The organism is Limosilactobacillus sp. (assembly GCF_040772465.1).
Lineage (GTDB): Bacteria > Bacillota > Bacilli > Lactobacillales > Lactobacillaceae > Limosilactobacillus.
Genome location: NZ_JAXGYB010000002.1, coordinates 260,431 through 281,335 on the forward strand (window position 1 = coordinate 260,431; position 20,905 = coordinate 281,335).

Annotated in this window: 18 protein-coding genes and 3 pseudogenes; 3 read left to right on the forward strand and 18 right to left on the reverse strand. The window is 42.1% G+C overall.

What is annotated here, in order from left to right; translation table 11 throughout:
* Positions 1–53 precede the first annotated feature (53 nt).
* Both AB3114_RS03230 and AB3114_RS03235 read right to left on the reverse strand, forming a co-directional pair.
* The gene (locus tag AB3114_RS03230) at positions 54–821 is read right to left on the reverse strand and encodes an inositol monophosphatase family protein (protein WP_367341823.1); all 768 of its coding nucleotides are present in this window, start codon (positions 819–821) and stop codon (positions 54–56) included.
* Positions 822–826: 5 nt separating this feature from the next.
* Entirely contained in the window at positions 827–1,105 is a 279-nt protein-coding gene (locus AB3114_RS03235) for a UPF0223 family protein (protein WP_367341824.1), read from the reverse strand.
* Positions 1,106–1,226: 121 nt separating this feature from the next.
* Between AB3114_RS03235 and def the strand changes: the two genes are divergently transcribed.
* On the forward strand, positions 1,227–1,796 hold the full coding sequence (gene def, locus AB3114_RS03240; protein ID WP_367341825.1) for a peptide deformylase: 570 nt from the start codon (positions 1,227–1,229) through the stop codon (positions 1,794–1,796).
* Between the two features lie 239 nt (positions 1,797–2,035).
* The gene (locus AB3114_RS03245; RefSeq protein WP_367341826.1) at positions 2,036–3,256 is read left to right on the forward strand and encodes an NAD(P)/FAD-dependent oxidoreductase; all 1,221 of its coding nucleotides are present in this window, start codon (positions 2,036–2,038) and stop codon (positions 3,254–3,256) included.
* Between the two features lie 60 nt (positions 3,257–3,316).
* Here the strand turns inward: AB3114_RS03245 and AB3114_RS03250 are convergent, their stop codons facing one another.
* A complete protein-coding gene (locus tag AB3114_RS03250; protein ID WP_367341827.1) occupies positions 3,317–4,414 on the reverse strand; it encodes an FRG domain-containing protein in 1,098 nt (365 codons plus the stop codon).
* 213 nt (positions 4,415–4,627) lie between these two features.
* On the opposite strand from AB3114_RS03250, the gene AB3114_RS03255 reads away from it, so the two are divergent.
* The gene (locus tag AB3114_RS03255; RefSeq protein ID WP_367341828.1) at positions 4,628–5,848 is read left to right on the forward strand and encodes an NAD(P)/FAD-dependent oxidoreductase; all 1,221 of its coding nucleotides are present in this window, start codon (positions 4,628–4,630) and stop codon (positions 5,846–5,848) included.
* A gap of 54 nt (positions 5,849–5,902) precedes the next feature.
* Here AB3114_RS03255 and AB3114_RS03260 read toward each other — a convergent pair whose 3' ends face one another.
* From AB3114_RS03260 to AB3114_RS03330, 15 genes and pseudogenes are all read right to left on the reverse strand, one after another.
* Positions 5,903–6,421, reverse strand: coding sequence for a GNAT family N-acetyltransferase (locus tag AB3114_RS03260; RefSeq protein ID WP_367341829.1), 519 nt, complete (start codon positions 6,419–6,421; stop codon positions 5,903–5,905).
* A 30-nt stretch (positions 6,422–6,451) separates the two neighbouring features.
* The gene (locus AB3114_RS03265) at positions 6,452–7,699 is read right to left on the reverse strand and encodes an NRAMP family divalent metal transporter (RefSeq protein ID WP_367341909.1); all 1,248 of its coding nucleotides are present in this window, start codon (positions 7,697–7,699) and stop codon (positions 6,452–6,454) included.
* Positions 7,700–7,828: 129 nt separating this feature from the next.
* Positions 7,829–10,117 (reverse strand): phospholipase D family protein, encoded by a 2,289-nt coding sequence (locus tag AB3114_RS03270; RefSeq protein ID WP_367341830.1) that lies wholly within the window; start codon positions 10,115–10,117, stop codon positions 7,829–7,831.
* 335 nt (positions 10,118–10,452) lie between these two features.
* A complete protein-coding gene (locus tag AB3114_RS03275; RefSeq protein WP_367341831.1) occupies positions 10,453–11,241 on the reverse strand; it encodes a DUF1828 domain-containing protein in 789 nt (262 codons plus the stop codon).
* On the reverse strand, positions 11,234–11,746 hold the full coding sequence (locus tag AB3114_RS03280) for a hypothetical protein (protein ID WP_367341832.1): 513 nt from the start codon (positions 11,744–11,746) through the stop codon (positions 11,234–11,236). The genes AB3114_RS03275 and AB3114_RS03280 overlap by 8 nt, the downstream gene beginning before the upstream one ends.
* 112 nt (positions 11,747–11,858) lie before the next feature.
* Positions 11,859–12,209, reverse strand: a complete 351-nt coding sequence (locus AB3114_RS03285) for a type II toxin-antitoxin system PemK/MazF family toxin (RefSeq protein WP_367341833.1) — start codon at positions 12,207–12,209, stop codon at positions 11,859–11,861.
* Positions 12,210–12,266: 57 nt separating this feature from the next.
* The gene (locus tag AB3114_RS03290; RefSeq protein WP_367341834.1) at positions 12,267–12,527 is read right to left on the reverse strand and encodes an AbrB/MazE/SpoVT family DNA-binding domain-containing protein; all 261 of its coding nucleotides are present in this window, start codon (positions 12,525–12,527) and stop codon (positions 12,267–12,269) included.
* A gap of 228 nt (positions 12,528–12,755) precedes the next feature.
* On the reverse strand, positions 12,756–13,565 hold the full coding sequence (locus AB3114_RS03295) for a PrsW family glutamic-type intramembrane protease (RefSeq protein WP_367341835.1): 810 nt from the start codon (positions 13,563–13,565) through the stop codon (positions 12,756–12,758).
* Between the two features lie 155 nt (positions 13,566–13,720).
* A complete protein-coding gene (locus tag AB3114_RS03300; RefSeq protein WP_367341836.1) occupies positions 13,721–14,716 on the reverse strand; it encodes a DUF3644 domain-containing protein in 996 nt (331 codons plus the stop codon).
* 767 nt (positions 14,717–15,483) lie between these two features.
* Positions 15,484–16,737, reverse strand: a complete 1,254-nt coding sequence (locus tag AB3114_RS03305) for a hypothetical protein (protein WP_367341837.1) — start codon at positions 16,735–16,737, stop codon at positions 15,484–15,486.
* A gap of 611 nt (positions 16,738–17,348) precedes the next feature.
* On the reverse strand, positions 17,349–17,687 hold the full coding sequence (locus AB3114_RS03310) for a transcriptional regulator (protein WP_367341838.1): 339 nt from the start codon (positions 17,685–17,687) through the stop codon (positions 17,349–17,351).
* Between the two features lie 16 nt (positions 17,688–17,703).
* Positions 17,704–18,031 (reverse strand): annotated as a pseudogene (locus AB3114_RS03315) (type II toxin-antitoxin system RelE/ParE family toxin).
* 411 nt (positions 18,032–18,442) lie between these two features.
* A pseudogene (locus tag AB3114_RS03320) lies at positions 18,443–19,104 on the reverse strand (NAD(P)-dependent oxidoreductase); the annotation flags it as partial.
* Between the two features lie 110 nt (positions 19,105–19,214).
* Positions 19,215–20,255, reverse strand: coding sequence for a dTDP-glucose 4,6-dehydratase (gene rfbB / locus AB3114_RS03325; RefSeq protein WP_367341839.1), 1,041 nt, complete (start codon positions 20,253–20,255; stop codon positions 19,215–19,217).
* A 12-nt stretch (positions 20,256–20,267) separates the two neighbouring features.
* Positions 20,268–20,506 (reverse strand): annotated as a pseudogene (locus tag AB3114_RS03330) (dTDP-4-dehydrorhamnose 3,5-epimerase family protein); the annotation flags it as partial.
* Between the last annotated feature and the right edge of the window lie 399 nt (positions 20,507–20,905).

Consider the following 20,905-nt stretch of genomic DNA (forward strand, 5'->3'; position numbering starts at 1 on the left):
CGCAAATAAGAAAGACCGTAAAAAAACTGTGACGCGCGGTCACAGTCGGTCTGCTAATTCACGAGTTGGTGGATGTCCTGCGCAGCCTGTCTCGTCGCTACTAATACAAGATTAGATGATAGCACATCAGGTCGGGAACCGTCAACGTTTTGCACTACTAAACCCAACTCTTCCGCAATCACCCGGCCTGCTGCCAAATCCCATGGCTTCAGCCAGGAAAGATAGGCGCCCAAACGCCCGGTGATGACGTCGGTTAATTCAATGCCGGCACTGCCGTACATACGTAATCCGCGCGCCGCTTCACCGACCTGTCGCAAATGAGCCTTGCCACTCAAAATCATCCCCCCGTTGATGGCTACCAGGGAATCATGCAGGTTGGAATCACTCGGTTGCTTCAATTGACGGTCGTTGACAAAGGCGCCATGTCCCCGCCAAGCATGGTAAAGATCATGGTTAGCAACGTCCAAGATATAGCCAAGCGTCGGCTGACCATCAACATAAAGGGCAATCATGATCGCGTAACGTCGCTTTTGTTGGACAAAGTTCATCGTCCCGTCGACCGGGTCGACGATCCAGACGTGGCCCTTTAAATCATGAACATGGTCGCCAAACCCTTCTTCACTGATGATTTGACAGCCCGGGTCTAATTGTCGCAATTTGGCATCAATTGTTTTCTCATTATCCTTATCAACGGTCGTCACCAGATCCTTAAAGCTCGTCTTTTCACTGATATTAAAACTTTCTTCGCGTCTTTGCTGAGTGCTTTGCCCCAGCTGAACAATCATCCGCTGTAATTCTCCATCGATTTCTTTAATATCCATCGTGATCACTCCATTTTAAACCGCTTCGCATTGCTGTCTTGTGCCTTTTTGACTACCCGATACAGTACGTAGCCCGAAGTCTTTTCAAATTCGCGCCCCAGCCGTTTTTCTTCCGATTTAGCTGGGATCACTTTTTTGAATTGACGGTAAGCCTGAAGGACTTTTTGGCGGTTAACCCCCACCTCATAAGCATCTTCGACCTGCCGAAACATGGCAATCACGGTTTCTAATTCCTGAGTATTCCAGGATTCGTCGATGGGATATGAATAACTTTTGCCTTGCATGATTTTCGCTCCTTCGCCTTTATTTTACCATGGTCGCATTGAATCAGGCGAAATCGAGCAGTGGCTCAATAGATTGTGATAAACTATTAACGATTGAATATTTCTGTTGGAGGTAAAGAAATTGATTCTAATGAAAGATATCGTCCGCGACGGCGACCCCGTTCTGCGGAAGCGTGCGGCTAAAGTTAATTTTCCCTTGTCTGATGAAGACAAGAAACTGGCCCACGATATGATGGAATACCTAGAAGTCAGCCAAGACGAAAAATTATGCAAAAAGTATGGCTTGCGTGCCGGCGTTGGTTTAGCAGCCCCGCAAGTGGGCAAATCCGAACAGATGGCTGCCGTCTTAGTTCCACCGTTAGACCCGGACGCTGAAGACCAGACACCTAGTTTCAAAGACGTTATCATCAACCCGGTCATCGTCAGTGAATCCGTCCAGTATGGCGCCCTGACCGAAGGCGAAGGTTGCCTCTCCGTCGACAAAGACGTGCCGGGATACGTACCCCGGCACGATCGCATCACCCTGCGTTACACCGACGTTAATGGTGAAGATCACAAGATCCGCCTGAAGAATTATCCAGCCATCGTGTGCCAGCACGAAATTGACCATCTGCGCGGGACGCTCTTTTATGACCACATCAACAAGCAGCACCCGTTTGAGGCACCGCACGATACAATTTTAATCGGTTAGATAGCTAAGCCGCCTGCTCACAGTCGAGCAGGCGGTTTTTTGATACAATTCGAGTTCTGTGTCGCATTATAATAAGATAAGAATGATACGGTTCATACTATTTAGAAATTAATGATATAATAAAGGTAAACAAAAGCCATTTGGGATTACTTGAAACTACTTCGTCATCGCTCCAGGATCAGTTCCAAATGGCTTTTTTGGGCACGGCTGAATTGATTCAATAGAATGGAGGATTCCTCATGAAACACATCGTCGTTCTTGGTGCCGGTTACGCCGGCTTACGCACCGTCATCCGCCTGCAAAAACTGCTTCATGGTCAGGCTCACATCACCCTCATCAACCAAAATCCTTATCACTACCAAACAACCGCCCTGCACGAGGTGGCAGCGGGGAACATCCCGCCAGAAAAAATTTGTTTTGACATCGCCGATTTGGTGGATCCTGCTAAGACCACTTTCATCGTTGACCGAGTTAGCTCGTTTTCTCCACAAACACGCCTCGTTCACCTAATTGACCACGATGACTTGCATTACGATTACTGTATCGTCGCCCTTGGCTTTGTTTCTGAAACCTTTGGCATCGAAGGTGCTGAAGAAAACTCTTTGCCGATGACCAATGTCCGTCAAGCAATGCAGATCAACGAACATATCGAAAACCAGATGGCCGCCTACCAGCCAAACCACGATGCCAACCATCTCCGCATCATCATCTGTGGAGCCGGATTTACCGGCATCGAGTTAGCTGGAGAATTAGCAGATGCACGTCCCCGCTACGCCAAGATAGCTGGCGTCGAACCCGGCCAAATTGAGATTGAAATGATCGATGCTTCCAAGCGGCTCCTGCCGATGTTTAACGATGCACTCGCTAATTATGGGATTCGTCTGCTGCATCAACTCAACATCCGGATCACGCAACACGCCCGTATCAACAAAATCCAACCCGACCTCGTCGATTATCGATTAGACGGGGAAGACAGCACCACTCCCCTTCATCAATCCCAGGCTGGAACCATCATCTGGACAACCGGTGTCTCGGGCAGCTCACTGGTGGGTCAAGCTGGACTGCAGCAACGTCGTGGCCGGGTGATGGTCAGTCCGCATTTAACAGCGCCTAATGATGATCAGCTTTACCTGATCGGTGATGTCGCAGCGGTCATGCCGCCAAATGGCAAGCGACCGTACCCGACGACCGCCCAAATTGCCCTTTCAATGGCTAACTACGTGGCCGAAGATCTCGCTGCCCGGCTGAACAATCGTGAGCGACCCGATGCCTACAGCTACCACTCACAAGGGACCGTTGCCTCTATCGGCAATACCCGGGCGCTGGGGATGGCAAGCGGTCATTCTTACATGGGCTATCCGGCCTCGGTTTTAAAGAAGATGATCATGAATAAGTCCCTGCTTGAACTCGGTGGGGCCAAACAGGTCATTCACAAGGGACGTTTCGACCTGTACCATTAAGATCGACACAACGGAGATAGAAAAGGCCGCCTGCTCAACTTAGAGCAGACGGTTTCTTATTTAGTTGAGGTAACGTTCCTTAATCAAGTTAGCCTTCCGCGAGTGATCATCCGGATAGATGAAACCTTCATCAATGCCGAGCTGTGACAACTCTTCTAGGATGCTGTGCTTGTAGCGGTAAGGAATGATGTACTTTTCCTTCTCGTCCTCATTATCCGAATTGTACAAGCTGAGGATGTCAATCGACATCTGGGCCTGCCGTTCCACGTTGGCATAATCGATGTTGATGGAACCATCATATTCATCACTGACGAACGGAACAAAGAGAAACATCCCGTGCTGGTTCTCCATCCGCCGGCTCATCCGCTTGATCCGGACGATCTTCGGCACAATCAACTCCAGTGGGTTCAGTTTGTTTTTGAAGCTTGGAATATCCCGCTTGGCTTCGTCAAACAGTTGCAGGAACGGAACCGTACCCACTGCCTTCTTAAAGTCGTCAAAGTAGTGGTTGGGATTCTCATCTTCAAAGTAAGAAAAGTAACTATAACTCCAAAGGCTCTTTTTATCAGCAATGTAGCGGTTATCAGTATCGTAAAACTGATTGATTGCTTGGAAGAAGGCCTTCTTGACCTGGATCGGCTGACGGGCCAAGGAACATTCGAGCTGCATCTCGTTACTAAAGGCGTTCTTCTTAAAGTAGTTGTGATAGTTAAAAAGGACTTTGTTGGTATATTCATGGATCAGGTGGTTCCAGCCCTTCAGGTCGAGCATGTCGCGGAGCTTATTGAAATTTGGCTGATCCTTGTAAATATAAACTTCCCCGTTGCCGTTGCCACCTTTGGTCGCGAAAAACAAGGCCACTAAAGGATTGGTGCTGATGTCTAGCAAACGCGTTGGCAAGTGAAAGTGCTGCATCAGCGCTAGTCGCTCAAAATTAGTCCGGCATTTTTCGAATAGCGAAGGGTCGGCCATCAAGAAATCATTAAACAGATTATCCTCATTATCTAATAACTTCCGACTGCGAAAGATAGCCGGCAGCGTATTGCGGAAATTATTGTCCTGACCGCGGTAGTAATAACTCCGCCCCTTCGGACTATTATTGATTAGCTTTTCGATGTCCTCAATATAATTGGACACCGTTTTAATCTCGTGAATCATGATGCCGCCCCCGTTTCAAATTGCTCTAATCTTTATTTTAAAAGATTTTACCTATAAATGTTAAACAAAAGGGCAATTTTTGGTCAATTATCTATTTTGTGCTTTCGTTTATAAATAGATAATGAGCAGAATAGTCGGATATTTTTATTTTAATGATATACTAAAAGTAAGTAAGTAATTATTACTTAAGCATATGGAACGGGAGGAAGAAACATGAAACAAATCGTCGTTCTCGGTGCCGGCTATGCTGGCCTGCGCACCGTCACTCAGTTACAGAAGAAGTTAAAGGATCAAGCGCATATCACTTTAGTCAATCGTGAGCCTTACCACTACCAGGCCACGATGATTCACGAAGTCGCAGCGGGTAACATCCCGACTTCAAAGGTCACTTTTGACATCCAGCCACTGCTGAACCCCAGTCAAACCACTTTGATTGTCGACACTGTCATCAACGTTGACCCGGATGCACGAACCGTTCAACTCGCCAACCATGATGATCTGCATTATGATTACTGCGTGCTGGCCGTCGGTTTTATCTCCGAAACGTTTGGGATCAAGGGGGCCGAAGAAAACAGCCTGCCGCTGACCAACGTCAAGCAAGCTGAAGCCATCAATCAACATATCGAAGAACAGATGAAAGCCTACCAAAAAGACCATAATCCAAATGATTTGAAGATTGTCGTCTGCGGCGCTGGTTTTACTGGTATTGAACTGGTTGGTGAATTGGCTGACGCCCGGCCACGTTACGCCAAACTAGCTGGTGTCAACCCAGAAGACATCCACATCGAAGTGCTCGACGCAGCAGCCCGCCTCCTGCCGATGTTTAACGACAAGCTTGCCCATTATGGGATCAGCCTCGTCAAGAAACTGGACGTAACCGTGACCACCCAAGCGCTCATCCAAGAAATCAAGCCCGGCGTCGTCCTCTATCGCAAAGCCGGCGAAGGGGATGACCAACCGCTGCACCAAATCCAAGCAAACACCATCATTTGGACTACAGGTGTCAGTGGCAGTTCCGTCATCGCCAAAGCTGGCCTGAAGCAACGGCGTGGCCGGGTGATGGTGACGGGCCACCTGACCGATCCAGATCATGACGACCTTTATCTGATCGGCGACGTGGCAGCCGTCATGCCACCGCAGGGCAAGCGCCCTTACCCAACCACCGCACAGATTGCCCTCTCAATGGCCACCTTCGTTGCTGAAGATCTAACCGCACGGCTCAAGCAACAACAACGCCCCAGCAATTATGTCTACCATTCACAAGGCACCGTGGCTTCGGTTGGCGACACTCGAGGCTTAGGAACGACCGGCAGTCTTTCATTGAAAGGCTACCCCGCTTCCGCTCTCAAGAAGATTATCGTTGATAAATCACTGCTGGAATTAGGCGGGATGAAATTGATGATGAAGAAGGGACGCTTCGATCTTTACCACTAAAATTAAAATAAGGACTTGGCAAGCTTCATCGATAAACCTGCCAAGTCCTTTATTTTATAGGTTCAATTCAAAACCGATCCGCCGGCGGTCGATTTTATCCTGCACGTAGACGATGCCACGTTTTTGAAAGCCCATCGCTTCGCCGAGCTTTTGCATCGGCAAATTAACCGCGTGGGTATCGTAACGGAAATTGTGGATACCCTGAGCGAGGCCGGCAGAAAGCAAATTAGACAAGAGATAACTAGCTAGGTGATGGCCACGTAGCTTGGTCGACACCGCGATGCGGTGAATCGTTGCGTATGGTGTATCAGCTTTGACCCATTGTCCGTCATAGATATCCTTATAATTCGGGTCCGGTGTGTTTTGGAGTGCGGCCGTCCCTGCGACTTGACCGTCGACGATTAAAACGTAACTGATCCCAGCTGCGATGTCTGCCTTGATCATCCCCATGTTGGGGTGCCCATCCTGCCACTGCGGACTACCATAGCTTTTCAGAAAAGCCTTGGCCTGGTTAATTACATTCATGATGTCCTCAGCATCGCTTTCGACTGACTGACGCAAGTAAATTTGCATAAGCCTCACTCGCTTTCGTTTCTCCCCAGTTTACCACAGCTGTAAAGTGGGGCCAATCATGTAGAGCCCAAAAGCCATCACGATTCCCGACAAAATCCAAACCAGCCACTTATACCAGCCGTGCATCCGGTATTTTGGTGGCAGTGCCGTCGCTTCGAGAACTAGTAAGAAGCCAAGGACGATCGGCAACATCAAGGCATTGATTACTTCTACCGTTACCGCAAGGCCAACGATATCGAAATTGACCAGTACCAGAACCGCACCGATGACGTGAGCCAAGACGTAAATAATATAGAAACCAGCACTTTTACGGTTAAAGGGTTCATTCAGGCTGTGATGCCAGTTCAGAACTTCGGTAATGCCCCAAGTACCGGCCAAAGCGACGACCAGTGCCGCAACCATTGCCCCACCGAGCATGGAGACACCAAGCAAAATCCTAGTTGGCCAGGTGCCGAGAAATGGTGCCAGCCCATTAGCCATTTCTACGACGGTTCCAAGCGGGCGGTGTGCACCACTATGATAAAGCGTGGCCGCAAAGGTAATGATGAAGACCAGCATAATCCCTTGCGTGAGGAGCGTTCCGAAGAAGGTATCGTGGCGCTCTTTTTTAATAGCAGTCACCGCTAAATGCTTATCGACGATCGCCGATTGCTGGTAAAAAATCATCCACGGCATGATAACTGCCCCAACGTTAGCAGCCACCAGGTAAACGTAAGATGAGTGGCGCCAGGGGATGGTCAGCATCCCCTGCCCCATGGCGTGAAGATCAGGATGCACCATCAACATCGCAATGATGAAGGCTAACTCACCCAAACCAAAGAGAATGCCGATCTTCTCGGTTCGTCGGTAGGACCCGAGAAAAGCGATCGCAATCAAGATCACCGTCGCAATCGGAATCGTCACCCACTTAGAGACGCCGAAAAGTTGGCCGACACCGGCCACGCCCGCAAATTCTGTCAGCAGGGCCCCGATCGACGAAATTGCCAAGGTACCGGCTGCGAGCCAGGCCCATCCCCGGCCAAAGTTTTCGCGGATCAGGGTACCGTGGCCCTTCTTCGTGACGATACCCAGTCGCACCGTGATTTCCTGCACCATATACAAAATCGGGATCAGAACGATTTGCGGCAAAATCATCGTGTAACCCCACTGGGCACCGGACTGGGCCGCCGTAATCAAACAGCCCGCATCAGTGTCCGCCAACATGACAATTAAGCCCGGCCCCCAGGTTTTTAAAATCGCCGGGATTTTCCAATGATGACTAGTTGAAACGTCCAAAATGAATTCACCTTGATAATTATTTTTGCGTGTTACGTCTACAATTGTAAACACGATTAGAAAGGAGTTGCAAGCCTTTACAAATAAAAACTGCAAGACTGAAGGAGTCTCGCAGATGCTTATCTTTGCTAGCTACTTACGCAACCAGCCAAACAATCCATGATGCCTTTGCTTGTGTTCATTTTCCAAAGTATTAGTTAGTTGAATTTGACTCTGCATCAACTGTTTCAAAACTTCATCACGTTTTTGGTCCGATTCCTGTTTACCTAGTTCACTTTCTTGACGGAATCTCGTTTCTAGTAACGGTTCTTTCATCCATCGATCAAAATTAATCACGTTGATTGGAAAGCCTGATTGAGTCAAGAGTGTCGTATCAGAAATTTCATATTCACGCGGTAAACCGTGAAAATAAGAGTTCATCACGCTTGAAGCCGAATTGCGGTTGGTGTTATCGGCTACCACCCGGCTAAATAAGGATTTGTTAATCTGAGCAATCAGTTGTCCTTGTCCATCGTGTGAAAAACTAATGTCAGTCCCGATCTTAGCTTGTGACACAAGCATTTTCCAATCATTAAAAGCGCGAAAATCTTCGTAGTTGTACGTCCCGAGATCAAAGAATTTCTTCACTTGATCGTACAGTCCAAACTCACTTAAGGCTTCCTTCAAGATTTTGCGGATAGGATAAAAGTAATCATTCAAAATCTTTCGCCCAGTATCCTCATCAATATCAGCAAAGAACTGGTGAAGATGAACAAGACAGTACTGAAATAAGTAATCATCCGCTTGTTTTTCCAATTTATCAATCCGCTTCAACTGATCTTCTTCTGTTCCCTTGAAGTTGGATTCAAATGACAGCATTAGATCCCGCCGACTAATTTCGTTACGTTGTGTCAACTGCCCGTTATTGTCTTCACGGTTCATTGTCAAAATAACCGTCGGCATCGGCCCAAAATACTTGTTGGTCACACCTTTTAACACGGAAGCAAAATAATCTTTGGTCGTCAGATCTGGGCGAACATCATCAATCATCAATGGTGACACTGGTCCTTTTGTATGGTAGTAAGTATTCAAAACATTCTTAATATGAATGTTTTCCCGACTACCTGAGGCAGCCTTAAAGTCCTCATTTGATAAAGTATTGAGGGCTCCAGTTAGCTTGCCTGCAAGATCAATACCAAGTGTAGTTTTTCCAGTTTGCCCGCGACCAACAAGGTTAACCGCTACTGGCACATCTGAACTGTGCTTAGCAGTATCGGAATGAGCATAGAGGTCTTTGATTTGCCAAATAAATGGCGATTCGTAGAGATACAGCAAGAAATTCAATGCCTGCCAACCTTCACCATTGATTTTGACATCCTGGTACTCATTAATAATGTCACAAAAAGTCTGTAAGCTGCGTTTTAGGTGATCACGATCAATTTCTTTCATGTCAATCAACTGACCGGGAACCTTTGAGCCAAATTTAGGCGACTCATACAGTTGGTCCGTCTCCTGACTGTAAATCAACAATGGACGTGGGAAATAATCACTGTCCGTAGCGAAAGTTCGATGCGCTTTTTCGTCTTTTTCAATGTAGTTAACCTTCTGTTGAATTTTCTGAATAACAGGCAATTTCTTGTCGATCGTCTTTTGACGTTTGAGATTGCCCTTATCGGTGAACAGGTTAAGGCTAACTTCCAAAGTGCGCATCGTGTCAGCATCAATATCGTCCTGATTCGCTAATTTAGCAGCATCATGATTGAATCGTTTAATTTCATCCGAATTAACCAGAACGTAATTTTGGTCATCCTCACCCTTTTTCTGTTGGAGCAGGTCGATTCCGTCTTTGAGAATATTAACCTGTTGAACAGATTTATCTTTTGTGTTGAGGTAACCCCGCAGTTGTTTTGCATCGATAATTTCAGCAGCGTTTTGTTTGATAAGATCAAACATCTGCCGATGAAGACGATATTCAATATCTTTCACATCCCCATAGAACTCTTCCAACTGTTCAAAGTTATGATGAACAGCCTGCTCCGTTAAGTTCATTGATCCAGTAAATGCACGATACTGATCATCGTTTTGCATCAAGTAAATTTTAGAATGGATCAAATCCGTTTTGGTGAAATACAGTTTCAATGATCCATCGAGGATGCGCTTAGTAAACTCACTGTCAGCATGGTTAATGGCATAATTAATCTGATCCTTACGTTTAAAAAGGACTGACGACAATTTTTGCCCAATCGGATTTTTACCGTTGTCCGATAAGCCCAAGATAAGTTCAATATTGGCAAACTGTGGTAGTAAATGTTCTTCGATAAATTTCACTGAAGAAACAAAGCTGACGCCACGGAAATCTTGATATGGTTGATCACCAACCAACTGCCAAAAATCAGCTGGCGCAATCAGTTTTCCTTTTTCATTATCAGAAACGATTAACATGAGTGAATCCTTTCTCTAATTATCGTTGAGATATTTTTACTTAGGCAGATTGCAATAAAGAAAAGGAAATAAGACTGTTCCTCACGCCACACCTCTTGATACTTACTATTCAATATATTGCAATCAAAATCATTCGAATTGATTAGAACGCCCAACCATACTCTCAAAGGGTGAATTGATATATCCATTCTATAATCACCTTGAACCCACCGATGCCACACATGTCTTCAATGATGCCATAGCCGTGGCCTTTTAATGAAACATCTTACATTTTTGTCTGCATAGTCACTCAATTAATAAGTTACTGTCCGGTGTATCATCGTTGACTCCATATTTTAATTTACCAATAAAGTATTGTTTCTTCTAATCTCATCATAGCCAACAACTTTCACTTCATCATCATTCAGTCCACTCATCGCAGTATTAACAATTCGAGGATTGATATTGGTATTATGAGTATAGTCATTAAATAAATATATAAAAGTGGCATTAGGTCTATTCAATTTAGTCGCTTTAACATCAAAATTAAAGGCTTTTGCATAGTTGGGATCATTTGGCCTAGCAGACGTTTTGATTAATTTCTCAACACCATTTTTTTCAGGAATCAAGAAATCAAAATGGGAAGATATACCATTTTCACTTGCAATTTCGATATTATGAGTATAAAGAACTGATTCTTTCAACAAAAAATTATCAACAATATCATTAAAAGCTACTTTTACATTACCTTTGCTTAAATAAATAATGTCATTAATTCGCATAATTCCCTGTAACAACCGATTCTTGGCAATTGGGAACCTGTCTTTTGAAGTTCTTATTAGCAGCGCTTCGTCTTCACGCTTAATACCAAAATCATCCAATGCCTGCTTAAAAATGCGGTAAACCACTCTTGATCTTTTATCAAGATTAATTCCAGCATCTTCTAAATTTGAAATTGTAAATCCAAAATCCGATACTTCGATCTTATTTTGACCAATGCCATGTACGTATAAATTAATATTATCGAAACTGGGATCTATAAATGGAGTACTTATAGAAACATAACCATTCTCAACATCTTTAAAAATAAGATCCTTCTTTAACCATTTATAGTAACTATTCTCTAACAAGGTTGCATTAATCATTCTGCTCACCTGCCTTCTTTTTAATGTTGGTATATTTAATAAATTGCATTAATACATCTCTGATGAATTTGATATTTTTAAACTCATCAATTTTGCCTATTGGTATCACATTTTTGCTCGCATATTTATTAGCGGGAGAGTTGAAATGTGCATGTGACCCACAAATTACTTTCTCTTCATCAGTGCCATAATTATTTGTATGCCGTAAATCCTCACCAAAGTCTAACCTTATCAGATGTATATGATTATCGCAAAACATTAGTCCAATAGAAAATCTAGTTGCTATTGGTGTTGAATGAACCTGAAATTGATAGATAATATTTCGCTGCCTATCTTTTACCTCACAACGGTAAGTATGTGCAGATAACGGAACCAAAGATTCTTCAATGTCATTAATTATTTCTTGATATTCAAGTATACTAGATGGATTCTTCTCAGCATTTATTAAGATATTCACTTCATGTTCACTTAAATTATTAATATCCACTTTCGATATGTTGCTCATAATCGATCCCCCACATCGATTAATTTCTTTGAATTAATTATAAACGGCAATGAAACAAAACGTCCATAACAATATCAGTATGAAATATCTTTATCTGCAATTCCATTTTCATCTAGATGCCCAGAATAGCTTTAATATGTTCATACACTTCTGCTGGAATATGGTCTGTGTGATCAACTAAACGATAATGCCGATTTTCTAAGTCAAGACTTTTCATCTGCTCAACCAATAACGTTCCCTCCGTCTTAGTGCCAGTCTGCTGAGAATCCCATTTAACAACAGTTGGAAAGTCCTTTTCTTCACTCGTGAAAGGAATAACCCAAGCAAAGGGAGTAAACTTACGCAAAAACGGATCGCTAACTACAAGCCATGGACGATATCCTTTTTGTTCATGGTTATATGGTGGTTTAGGTGCATTATCTAACATAATAATGTCACCCTTTTTTAAGCTTGCTGTTGCCATAGCAATAACTCCTCAAAATATTAATAGTGTTAAGGCAGCCAGACGTGCACCGAAAAATCAAATCAGTTCGTTGCCAACTGCGCCACCTTTATCAACTACTTCAAAGGGATAATCTTTCGGCGTACCATGATAACCTTCAAACATTTTTTCTAATGCTGACTTGGGCTTTTCAGGTTTTAAGGTAATTTCACCATTTTTGACGCTCATAACAACTTTGTCTTTATTTTCGAGGTTAAGGTCATCTAATACGTTTTTGGGCAATCTGATTGCAATACTATTACCCCACTTAGACAAAGTTAAAGTTTCCTGTTTTGCCATAAGACCACGCTCCTAACATTATCGGCAATTGTCTATCTCAGTATATACAGCGGTGTTTAATGTGTCAACGTGTATAAATAATTATATTGAGCTATTCAAATTGTAGAATTTATCAAGGAAGGATCTCACTAATTAGATACGCCAATTCATGAAGATTATATTCAAAAAAACAACGTATTCATGAAAAAAAGCAGACCTCAGCTGCCCTTCTCTCATTACTGTCCATTTTCACATACTTTGCTTCCATAGCATACTTTTCGTACGTCCACCAATCTTCATAATAAGAGACTTTGGATTTACAAAATCTTCTAAAGAATGTTTGACCTTTGGACTAACCAAATATAGTCCACCTAATGAAATAGCTGCCCATACAAGGTGACCTCCAGGAGCCAAAAATGCTCTAACAAGTAATGTCTGAACAACAGAGCCATTCTTTTCAAATAAAGATGCATAAACATAGCCTGCTGTTTCCATAGTGGCAAAACCGCCACCAACTGATGCCCCAACCAGTATTGCTTCCAAAATGTGCTTTACCTTAAAGCGTTGAGCAAAATAAATGGCAATTAAAAATTTAGCTATTTCTTCAGCAAAACCGGTTTCTAAAGCATTAAGAAATGTTAAATAATCACCATAACTAGGTGCTTGGGGAATAATTTCATCGATAAGCAAGGTAACAATTAGTGAAAGTGCTCCCCCTATTAGAAATATCTGTAAAGTTTTATAAATACTTATATTTCGATACGAATTGGTTTCGAAGAAAAAGATAATACCAGAGAATGGTACAGCTATTGCCCCAAAAACTATGAAACTGGGGATAGCTTTTTCCCCACTTTCTTCACCTAAAGTCGTCGAAAGAAAATAAAGAAGGCCAACAACAATTCCAAAAAACACCAGTACTCGTGAAAAAAGCCATGGCCTTTGCCAATCGTCAGAAATATCGTCAGGGCTTGGTGTTGTTTCTTTGGTTCCAGCAATAAAAATCTTTTCAGCTTCTTCGGTTGTATGATGTTTGAAAACACTACCAAAAAAATGCTTCAAATTAATATTTACCGCTTTAGATTCCTATGTAAGCAATAAAGTAAATATCAATGAAATTGACAACTCACCAATAAAAGCAGATAATACTAGACAAGATAACTCGTGAAGGAGTTCTACTGGGTCCCATAATGGGGTAAGCGATAAGCCGAGCATTCCTACGTACCTGGGGTTATCTTTTTTATTTTGTCTACAACTCCAGATGGATCCTGTTTTATCTGATCGACGACAAATTCAGCAGCTTGCTGAGAATAAGAAAACTCTTTCAGTTTTCCAATCACATGTTGATAGGCATAACGCTTGTCATTTTTCATATCAAATCGTTTAATAAATAGGTTCAAAACATAACTGTTAAAGGATTCCTTTCTCTTATCACTACCTTTTGTAGTATAAGAAAAAGGAATCTTATTTTTCTTCAACCGATGATCTATATCGTTGACTAAGTTGCTAAAACTATATTGATACGTATCTGCAGGGTCAGTTAGTTTTTTAACGATTCTGACATTTTCTTCAGCATCTTTGGCTAATTTAACAGTAAAGTTAGCCTTTTTAGAATCCTTCGTAATTACTAATTCGTGTCTGATCGTAATCGAAAATTTATTGGAATTCTCAATACGTCTGGTAACATCGATATCGTTTTTGGTAAAAATTAACTTTTTCGCAATTGCTGGCGGATATTTCGCTTTGATTTCTTCATTTGTTAATTCACGGATATTTGTTGTTAATGTCAGTGAGGAGCGATTTAAATAATTAGACACGTCTCTATCATGAAATCTGAGGAGTTCATTTACATAGTTAACAACACAGGACTGAAATAATGGGGCATAAATTGCTTCATAATCTGCGGTTACAAAATGAGTGCTTGTGTTTCTTAAATCTATTATCTTTTCTAAGTTTATCCGCAACGGTTGCCTTTTATCTGTATAAATCAGATGAACCACTTTGGATAATTCAAGAGTCCTATCAGGATGGTCAGCATAATATATTGACCGTCCTCTTTTCAGCAACTCAGCCTTAAGCATTAATTCCCAAGCATTACAAATAAAGAAACTAAAGCCTTCAGTGCGATAGTTAATCGTTGGTTTGTTAAAGACCTCTAGTCCCATGACAAAGGCTTCAATGCTTTTATCAACAAGACGCTTAATTAATCCCAAATCTGTCTAATCCCGCATAAAAACACATCCTAATACCTACTCTTTGGAAACGTTGAATAACTTAGTCATCAATTTAATTTCTCATATCATAAGTATATAAGAATATACGGACGATTGATAGCGCTTTCAGATAAAAACGCCCGTCATGATCGTAGAGTTAATCCCGATTCTTTCCGAACATGTGCTTAAACACATAACAATGTTTACTTTGGTGCTTTCGTGAACAAATTATTCATTAAATTCAGAGTTTTTGAGATGTTCCTTTAAGTAATCCTCCAATTTGACATTTCTAGCGCTATTCATTAATGTCTCCCCTTCACTCTTCCAAATATTTTTACTCCCTCAATTTTATTTTGTCGATTACCTACATTTTGCGCAGTCATCATAATAAAAAAACTGGTCTCCCAGTTAATAAATGGCCGCTATGAACGTCATTCGACGATCATAACGACCAATATACCATTTGCCATTATCAAACTATAGAGCAGTATTACACAATCCATCTGAACAGAGATCATTATTGATTGACTATTTACCGATCTCATGTAGTGAAGATTAAAGGCAGATCATACCGTTTGGCCAACGCCCAGTCCTAAAATGCCATAATCATACAATTTTAAACCGTCCTTGACAGTTAGACCCTTCCGACCATCAAAACGTCCAGAACATTCCCAATAACAACCCGAATTCTCTTGATCTGGGCTGCCTTCCTATCTCCACTTTTACCATTCTGTGATACCGGTAGTTGAGAAATTACTAAAGATAATTTAGATAATATAAAAGCTACTGTGCTTTAAATTATCCTCGCCAAGATACTCAGCTTTCTTTTCATCACTATCACCGTGCACGCGTTTTTCCAAGTACTGATCATCACCAGAAATAAGCGGATCAATCCAGTTAGCGATACTTCGCATCCAAGATATTTTGGCGGGATCAATATCGGTATCTTCAATTGCATCAATATAATCACGCATATCATTAGCTAAACGGTAATCTTTAACTTCATTTATTAAAGCCACAACCCTTTTCTTTTCCTCATCAATTTGATGATGACAGAGTTCCCTTCTGTGTTCCTCTTCTTTACGAGCGCGTTCTTCAGCCTCCAATTTTTCCCGTTCGTTTTTGGTTTCAATATAGGTTCGATAAAACGCCATGATTATTTCAGGTAATTGTTCTTCAAGTGGTGCATTACTGGTATCTTTAACGAAGCGTTTATATTTACCTGATACCACAAACCGAATCCGTAAGTGACCATTATAGGGGTGATCATACTTCCTGATTTGGGGACGCGTCACCCAATCATACTTTTCTCGTTCCTCTTCATACTTCGACAATTCTTTTTGTTCCTGCTTAATTATCTGGTGAGGAACTTGATCCTGGTCCTCCTTAATTTCATAAGTAATCTCATCTTGATCAATTTTCACAGAAAGATCTGTTCCAACTTTAGCACCAGCCCACTTTAAAACATTTACTAGTCGATTCAATAAACGGCAGGCTCGCTGCATCCCCCGTTTAGACAGTTCATTCACGAACTTTGGTGACTGAGTTTGCTCATAATTGTAATGATATTGGTTTCGTGAATGTTCAGCATTTTTCCATTGCTTAACACTTATTTTGTAGGCTTTCACTTCTGGAGTTATCGGCCAATTTTTTCTTTGTATAGCTTTATCCAATGCATTCGAAATTTTCTGCACCTTAATTGGATCATTCAAAAATTCAAACTGGCGTTTAATTTCATTTGGATCAAGGATTTGTTTATCATGTTGCCTTGTTGCAATTACATTCTTATCCTTTACCAAGATAAATTTGTTGGCACTCGTAGGCAATTTAGCTCTGAGTTTAGTGACATCTTGACCACTTACCAATGCTAAATGATATTTAGGACCTGGAATGGGAATATCGGATTGGTGGCAAACATTTAAAAGTTCTGTATAATCAACGCCATATTTTTCAGCTGATGCCTTAACACTACTAGACCAAATTGAATTGTAAACAGCCGAACGTAATAACTTCTTATGCATCGCACATCACCTATATCTTAAAAAATTCAAATAGTAAAACAATATTCCCTTAATATTATTCATCTCTAAGTTTTTATTCATTATACTTAGATTTATTGATATCAACAATCAATGGATTCGTTTAGTTATACTAAAACTCGGCTCAAAAATTTTAAATGGCAATATCATATATTTTGAAGACGCCCTCTATACATTCCTGGATTGAGCAACACCCATCCGTTGAATTTGGCATCTAAGCATTCAAGGAAGGTGTACGAACAATATTCATAAACTGCCACGAATTAATTCTTAGATTGAACGCAAGAAAAGGAACATTTAAAGCGTGTAATACGGCTATATGGAAGTTATGACAAACTAATAACTATTAATGAAATTAGGATATACATCAATATTATCGCTTGAAGCAAAACTATTATTTCAACAAATAGATGGGGCTGTGACATAACTCCTATTACATGGATAAAAAATGAACACACAGTACAACAATAGCCCCTAGCATTCGGCAAATCCGAACGCTAGAGGCCTATTGTTGCTTGTGGGGGCGTGACTACGAAGTCATAAATGACTTCTGTCACGTTCCCAATCTACATGGGCACGTGGATGAGGTAATCTTAAGACGTCGTCACCCAATCGTATCGTTGCAAGAAAAGTGATGAATGAGAGTCATCCTTAGTGTCTTCATGCTCTTTTCTAGCTAAGTTTAACTTGTAATTGGCATCTAGTCTTAAAAGAAGACTGCTCGAAATGCCCATAACATCCTCAATCCGTAATGCTAAAACTTCATTCAAATAATTCTTGTGGTTTAAAATATCTGATAAATTTTTTTGACTGGTGCCAATTCGACTAGCTAAATCCTCCTGGGTAATGTGGTAATAGTCCATGACTTCTTTAAGTAAATCAGCCGCAGAACTGGTGTGATATTGTCTGATTTTATTTTTACGATGAAGCATAACTGAGTTCACCTCTTTAATGATAGTCTTCGATAGCAATGATTTGAATAGTAACTATTTTTGACTTGTCAAAGCACAAATTATCTTGTTGATCATAGCCTTCAAATATCATCCGGTAATTACCACTCACATCAACTGCAAGCAAACTTGCCTGAAAGTTTTCCCTTTAAAGGATGACATCGTGGTGGAGGATCGGAAGGAATCTGCGATAGATTAATAGCTGCATCAAACTCATCCAAACGAGCTTGAATACGTTTAGCCCGCGATTTACCGAAATGTCGTAGAATTTGCTTGGGATCATTTAATATCTTTGCTAGTTTACTGGTCTCAGCGAAATATTCCATATTAGCACCTCACAATTATTATACCTAATAGGTATAATCAAAGCAATAGTACTATTGTATTTTGGCTTTTAGATTTAAAAAAATTCATTTATTCGTCTAGTTAATAAATAACGTCATTATCCTAATTCAACAATTATTACGTACAATCTAAGCTTACACAATATAAGCAAAGCTCAGCATAATTACTTCAAACTCTCCACTAGCTCCTTATCCAACCACGGAATCAAGTTAAGCTGGTAGCTATCGGTAATCTGTTTGGTATTGGTGGGGAGATCTTTTTCCAGTCATTGCAGATAACAAAATACCTAGACTGACCGGAATAGTATAAAAAACGGCTAAATAATTCCTTCCAATCCGAAATCCCGTCTCCTCCGCCTTCCGCAAACTCATCACCGAGTGGCGCGGGCGTTAAGCCTTCTGCGGGTATTCCGCCAAAGTGACCGAGCTGACCGTGACATCCTGATCCTTTAAGATTTCCTTAGCAAACTCCTACCAGGTGCACGATCCCTCGTTCGACAACTGGTAAGTACCATAGGCAACGTGGTGTTGCACGGCGTACAGCATGAACTCCGCCAGCGCCCGCGTCCAGGTTGGACGGCCGACCTGGTCATTGACCACCGTCAGATGATCATGAGTCTTCGCCAACCGCAGCATCGTGTAGACAAAGTTGCTGTCATCCTGATCAAAAGCTCAGGAAGCGCGGATGATGTAGTACTTGTCCATAATTGACCGCACCACTTCTTCGCCGGCTAGCTTCGCCTTACCATACTCATTCTTCGAATTGGTCGGATCATCAATCTGGTATTCTCCTGGATTAGTACCGTCGAAGACATAGTCGGTACTAATATAGACCATCGTAGCGCCACACTTTTGCGCTACTTTTGCGACATTCTTCGTCTCCTGCTCATTGCCGCCCAATTTATCTCTTTACCTTCATCTTCATCCTTATCAACTGCTGTGTAAGCTACACAATGGAAGACTACTTTGGGTTGACATTCCTCAAAGCTCCGTTCAACCAATGCCTTATCCATAATATCCAGCTCGAGAGGCTCAAATGCTTCATAAGCAATTCCAACAGCTAGCCCAATCCACTCGCCGGACCGCCTTTAGCTCCAGTAATCATAATTTATTCATAAAAAAGGCTAGGTAACCGCCAAAGTTATCTAGTCTTTTACTTACAAATTTACTGCCCATTCTTCGCATACTTAGCTTCCACGGCAGCCTTCTCATCTTTCCACCAATCTTCGTGTTGGGTGTACCAGTCGATAGTGTGCTGGAGACCGGTGCTGAAATCAGTGAACTCTGGCTTCCAGCCGAGCTGAGTACGGAGCTTAGACGCATCGATAGCGTAGCGGAGGTCATGCCCTGGCCGATCCTTAACGTGATCGTAAGCATCCTTGGGTTGACCCATCAGTTCCAGGATCATTTCCAGAACTTCCTTGTTGTTCTTCTCACCATTGGCACCGATCAGATAAGTTTCACCGATTTTCCCCTTAGTTAGGATATCCCAAACAGCACGGGAGTGGTCATTTGTAAGGATCCAGTCACGAACATTCTTACCAGAGCCATATAGCTTTGGGCGAATGCCACTGAGGATATTAGTGATCTGGCGCGGAATAAACTTCTCGATGTGTTGATAAGGGCCGTAGTTATTGGAACAATTGGAAATCGTCGCTTTCAGGCCAAATGAACGGAACCAGGCGCGGACCAACAGATCAGAACTAGCCTTGGATGACGAGTACGGACTGGATGGTCGGTATGGGGAGTCCGGCGTAAATTTCTCGCCTTTGCCCTCACCATGACCTGGCAGGTCTTCACGGAGTGGCAAGTCCCCATAAACTTCATCAGTCGAAATATGGTGGTAACGCACCCCATACTTGACACAAGCCTCAATCAACACCGAAGTACCAACGATGTTCGTCTGGATAAACGGCCGCGGATCAATCAGCGAATTGTCATTATGGCTTTCAGCAGCGTAGTGTACAACTGCATCTGCGTTCTTTACCAGCCGATCCACCAAGTCGCGATCACAAATATCACCAACGACCAATTGGACACGATCCTTTGGCAGACCGGCGATGTTAGCCGGATTGCCGGCATAAGTTAGCTTATCCAAGACCGTAATGTGTTCGACTTCTGGGTGGTACTTAACCAGATAGTGGACAAAGTTTGACCCGATAAAACCACAACCACCAGTAACGATAATGTTTTTGAATTCTGTCATGATTATCCTCGCTTAGATCTCACCATAAACGAACGGGTTGTTCTTCTCAAATTCCGTGAAGGTTGGTTAGCGTCCTTTTCAGAGGTAATCGCCTTATCAAAGTCGATTGGCCAGCCAATACCAAGTTCTGGCGTCTTGAAGGAGAAGCCACCATCTGCATCAGCATCATAATAATGATCTACCTTGTAGAGGAAGTTGGGTTCCGTCAGTACTAAGAAAACTTGGGAGTAGCCATAGGGAATCAGTAGTTCCGGTTACTAATAAAATTTTTATCAAAAACTGAAATTTGACGACAAGACGTCGATGACAAACAGTTTAATTATAACTCAAGATTGAAAAGCAATGTGATGCAGTACAAAGGCATGATGCCATTGATTAATACCAATACCTGCCGATCGTATTTGTAGAATATCCATGGATCAATATCATAAACTCTTAGATAACCTAAGACAGCCAAAACTTAACGATAAAGAAATAGAATTTCCGTTGTACAGATGTTGAGTAAATTTAAGGATATAATATAGATCCTAAAGAATTCACCACGATGTCTTTTTTGAAAACATGTGAATATCGTACTTTTGATAATCCTGGCCATTGATAAAACTCCATTAGCAATTGAGCTTGTTGTTAAGGCCTATGAGCAAAGCATA

Coding starts and splice junctions, on each gene's coding strand:
- AB3114_RS03280 (WP_367341832.1), bottom strand. CDS start 11,746: ATGAGCAACATATCGAAAGTGGATATTAATAATTTAAGTGAACATGAA.
- AB3114_RS03270 (WP_367341830.1), bottom strand. CDS start 10,117: ATGTTAATCGTTTCTGATAATGAAAAAGGAAAACTGATTGCGCCAGCT.
- AB3114_RS03310 (WP_367341838.1), bottom strand. CDS start 17,687: ATGCTTCATCGTAAAAATAAAATCAGACAATATCACACCAGTTCTGCG.
- AB3114_RS03250 (WP_367341827.1), bottom strand. CDS start 4,414: ATGATTCACGAGATTAAAACGGTGTCCAATTATATTGAGGACATCGAA.
- AB3114_RS03235 (WP_367341824.1), bottom strand. CDS start 1,105: ATGCAAGGCAAAAGTTATTCATATCCCATCGACGAATCCTGGAATACT.
- AB3114_RS03305 (WP_367341837.1), bottom strand. CDS start 16,737: ATGCATAAGAAGTTATTACGTTCGGCTGTTTACAATTCAATTTGGTCT.
- AB3114_RS03290 (WP_367341834.1), bottom strand. CDS start 12,527: ATGGCAAAACAGGAAACTTTAACTTTGTCTAAGTGGGGTAATAGTATT.
- AB3114_RS03245 (WP_367341826.1), top strand. CDS start 2,036: ATGAAACACATCGTCGTTCTTGGTGCCGGTTACGCCGGCTTACGCACC.
- AB3114_RS03275 (WP_367341831.1), bottom strand. CDS start 11,241: ATGATTAATGCAACCTTGTTAGAGAATAGTTACTATAAATGGTTAAAG.
- AB3114_RS03255 (WP_367341828.1), top strand. CDS start 4,628: ATGAAACAAATCGTCGTTCTCGGTGCCGGCTATGCTGGCCTGCGCACC.
- AB3114_RS03260 (WP_367341829.1), bottom strand. CDS start 6,421: ATGCAAATTTACTTGCGTCAGTCAGTCGAAAGCGATGCTGAGGACATC.
- AB3114_RS03230 (WP_367341823.1), bottom strand. CDS start 821: ATGGATATTAAAGAAATCGATGGAGAATTACAGCGGATGATTGTTCAG.
- AB3114_RS03285 (WP_367341833.1), bottom strand. CDS start 12,209: ATGGCAACAGCAAGCTTAAAAAAGGGTGACATTATTATGTTAGATAAT.
- rfbB (WP_367341839.1), bottom strand. CDS start 20,255: ATGACAGAATTCAAAAACATTATCGTTACTGGTGGTTGTGGTTTTATC.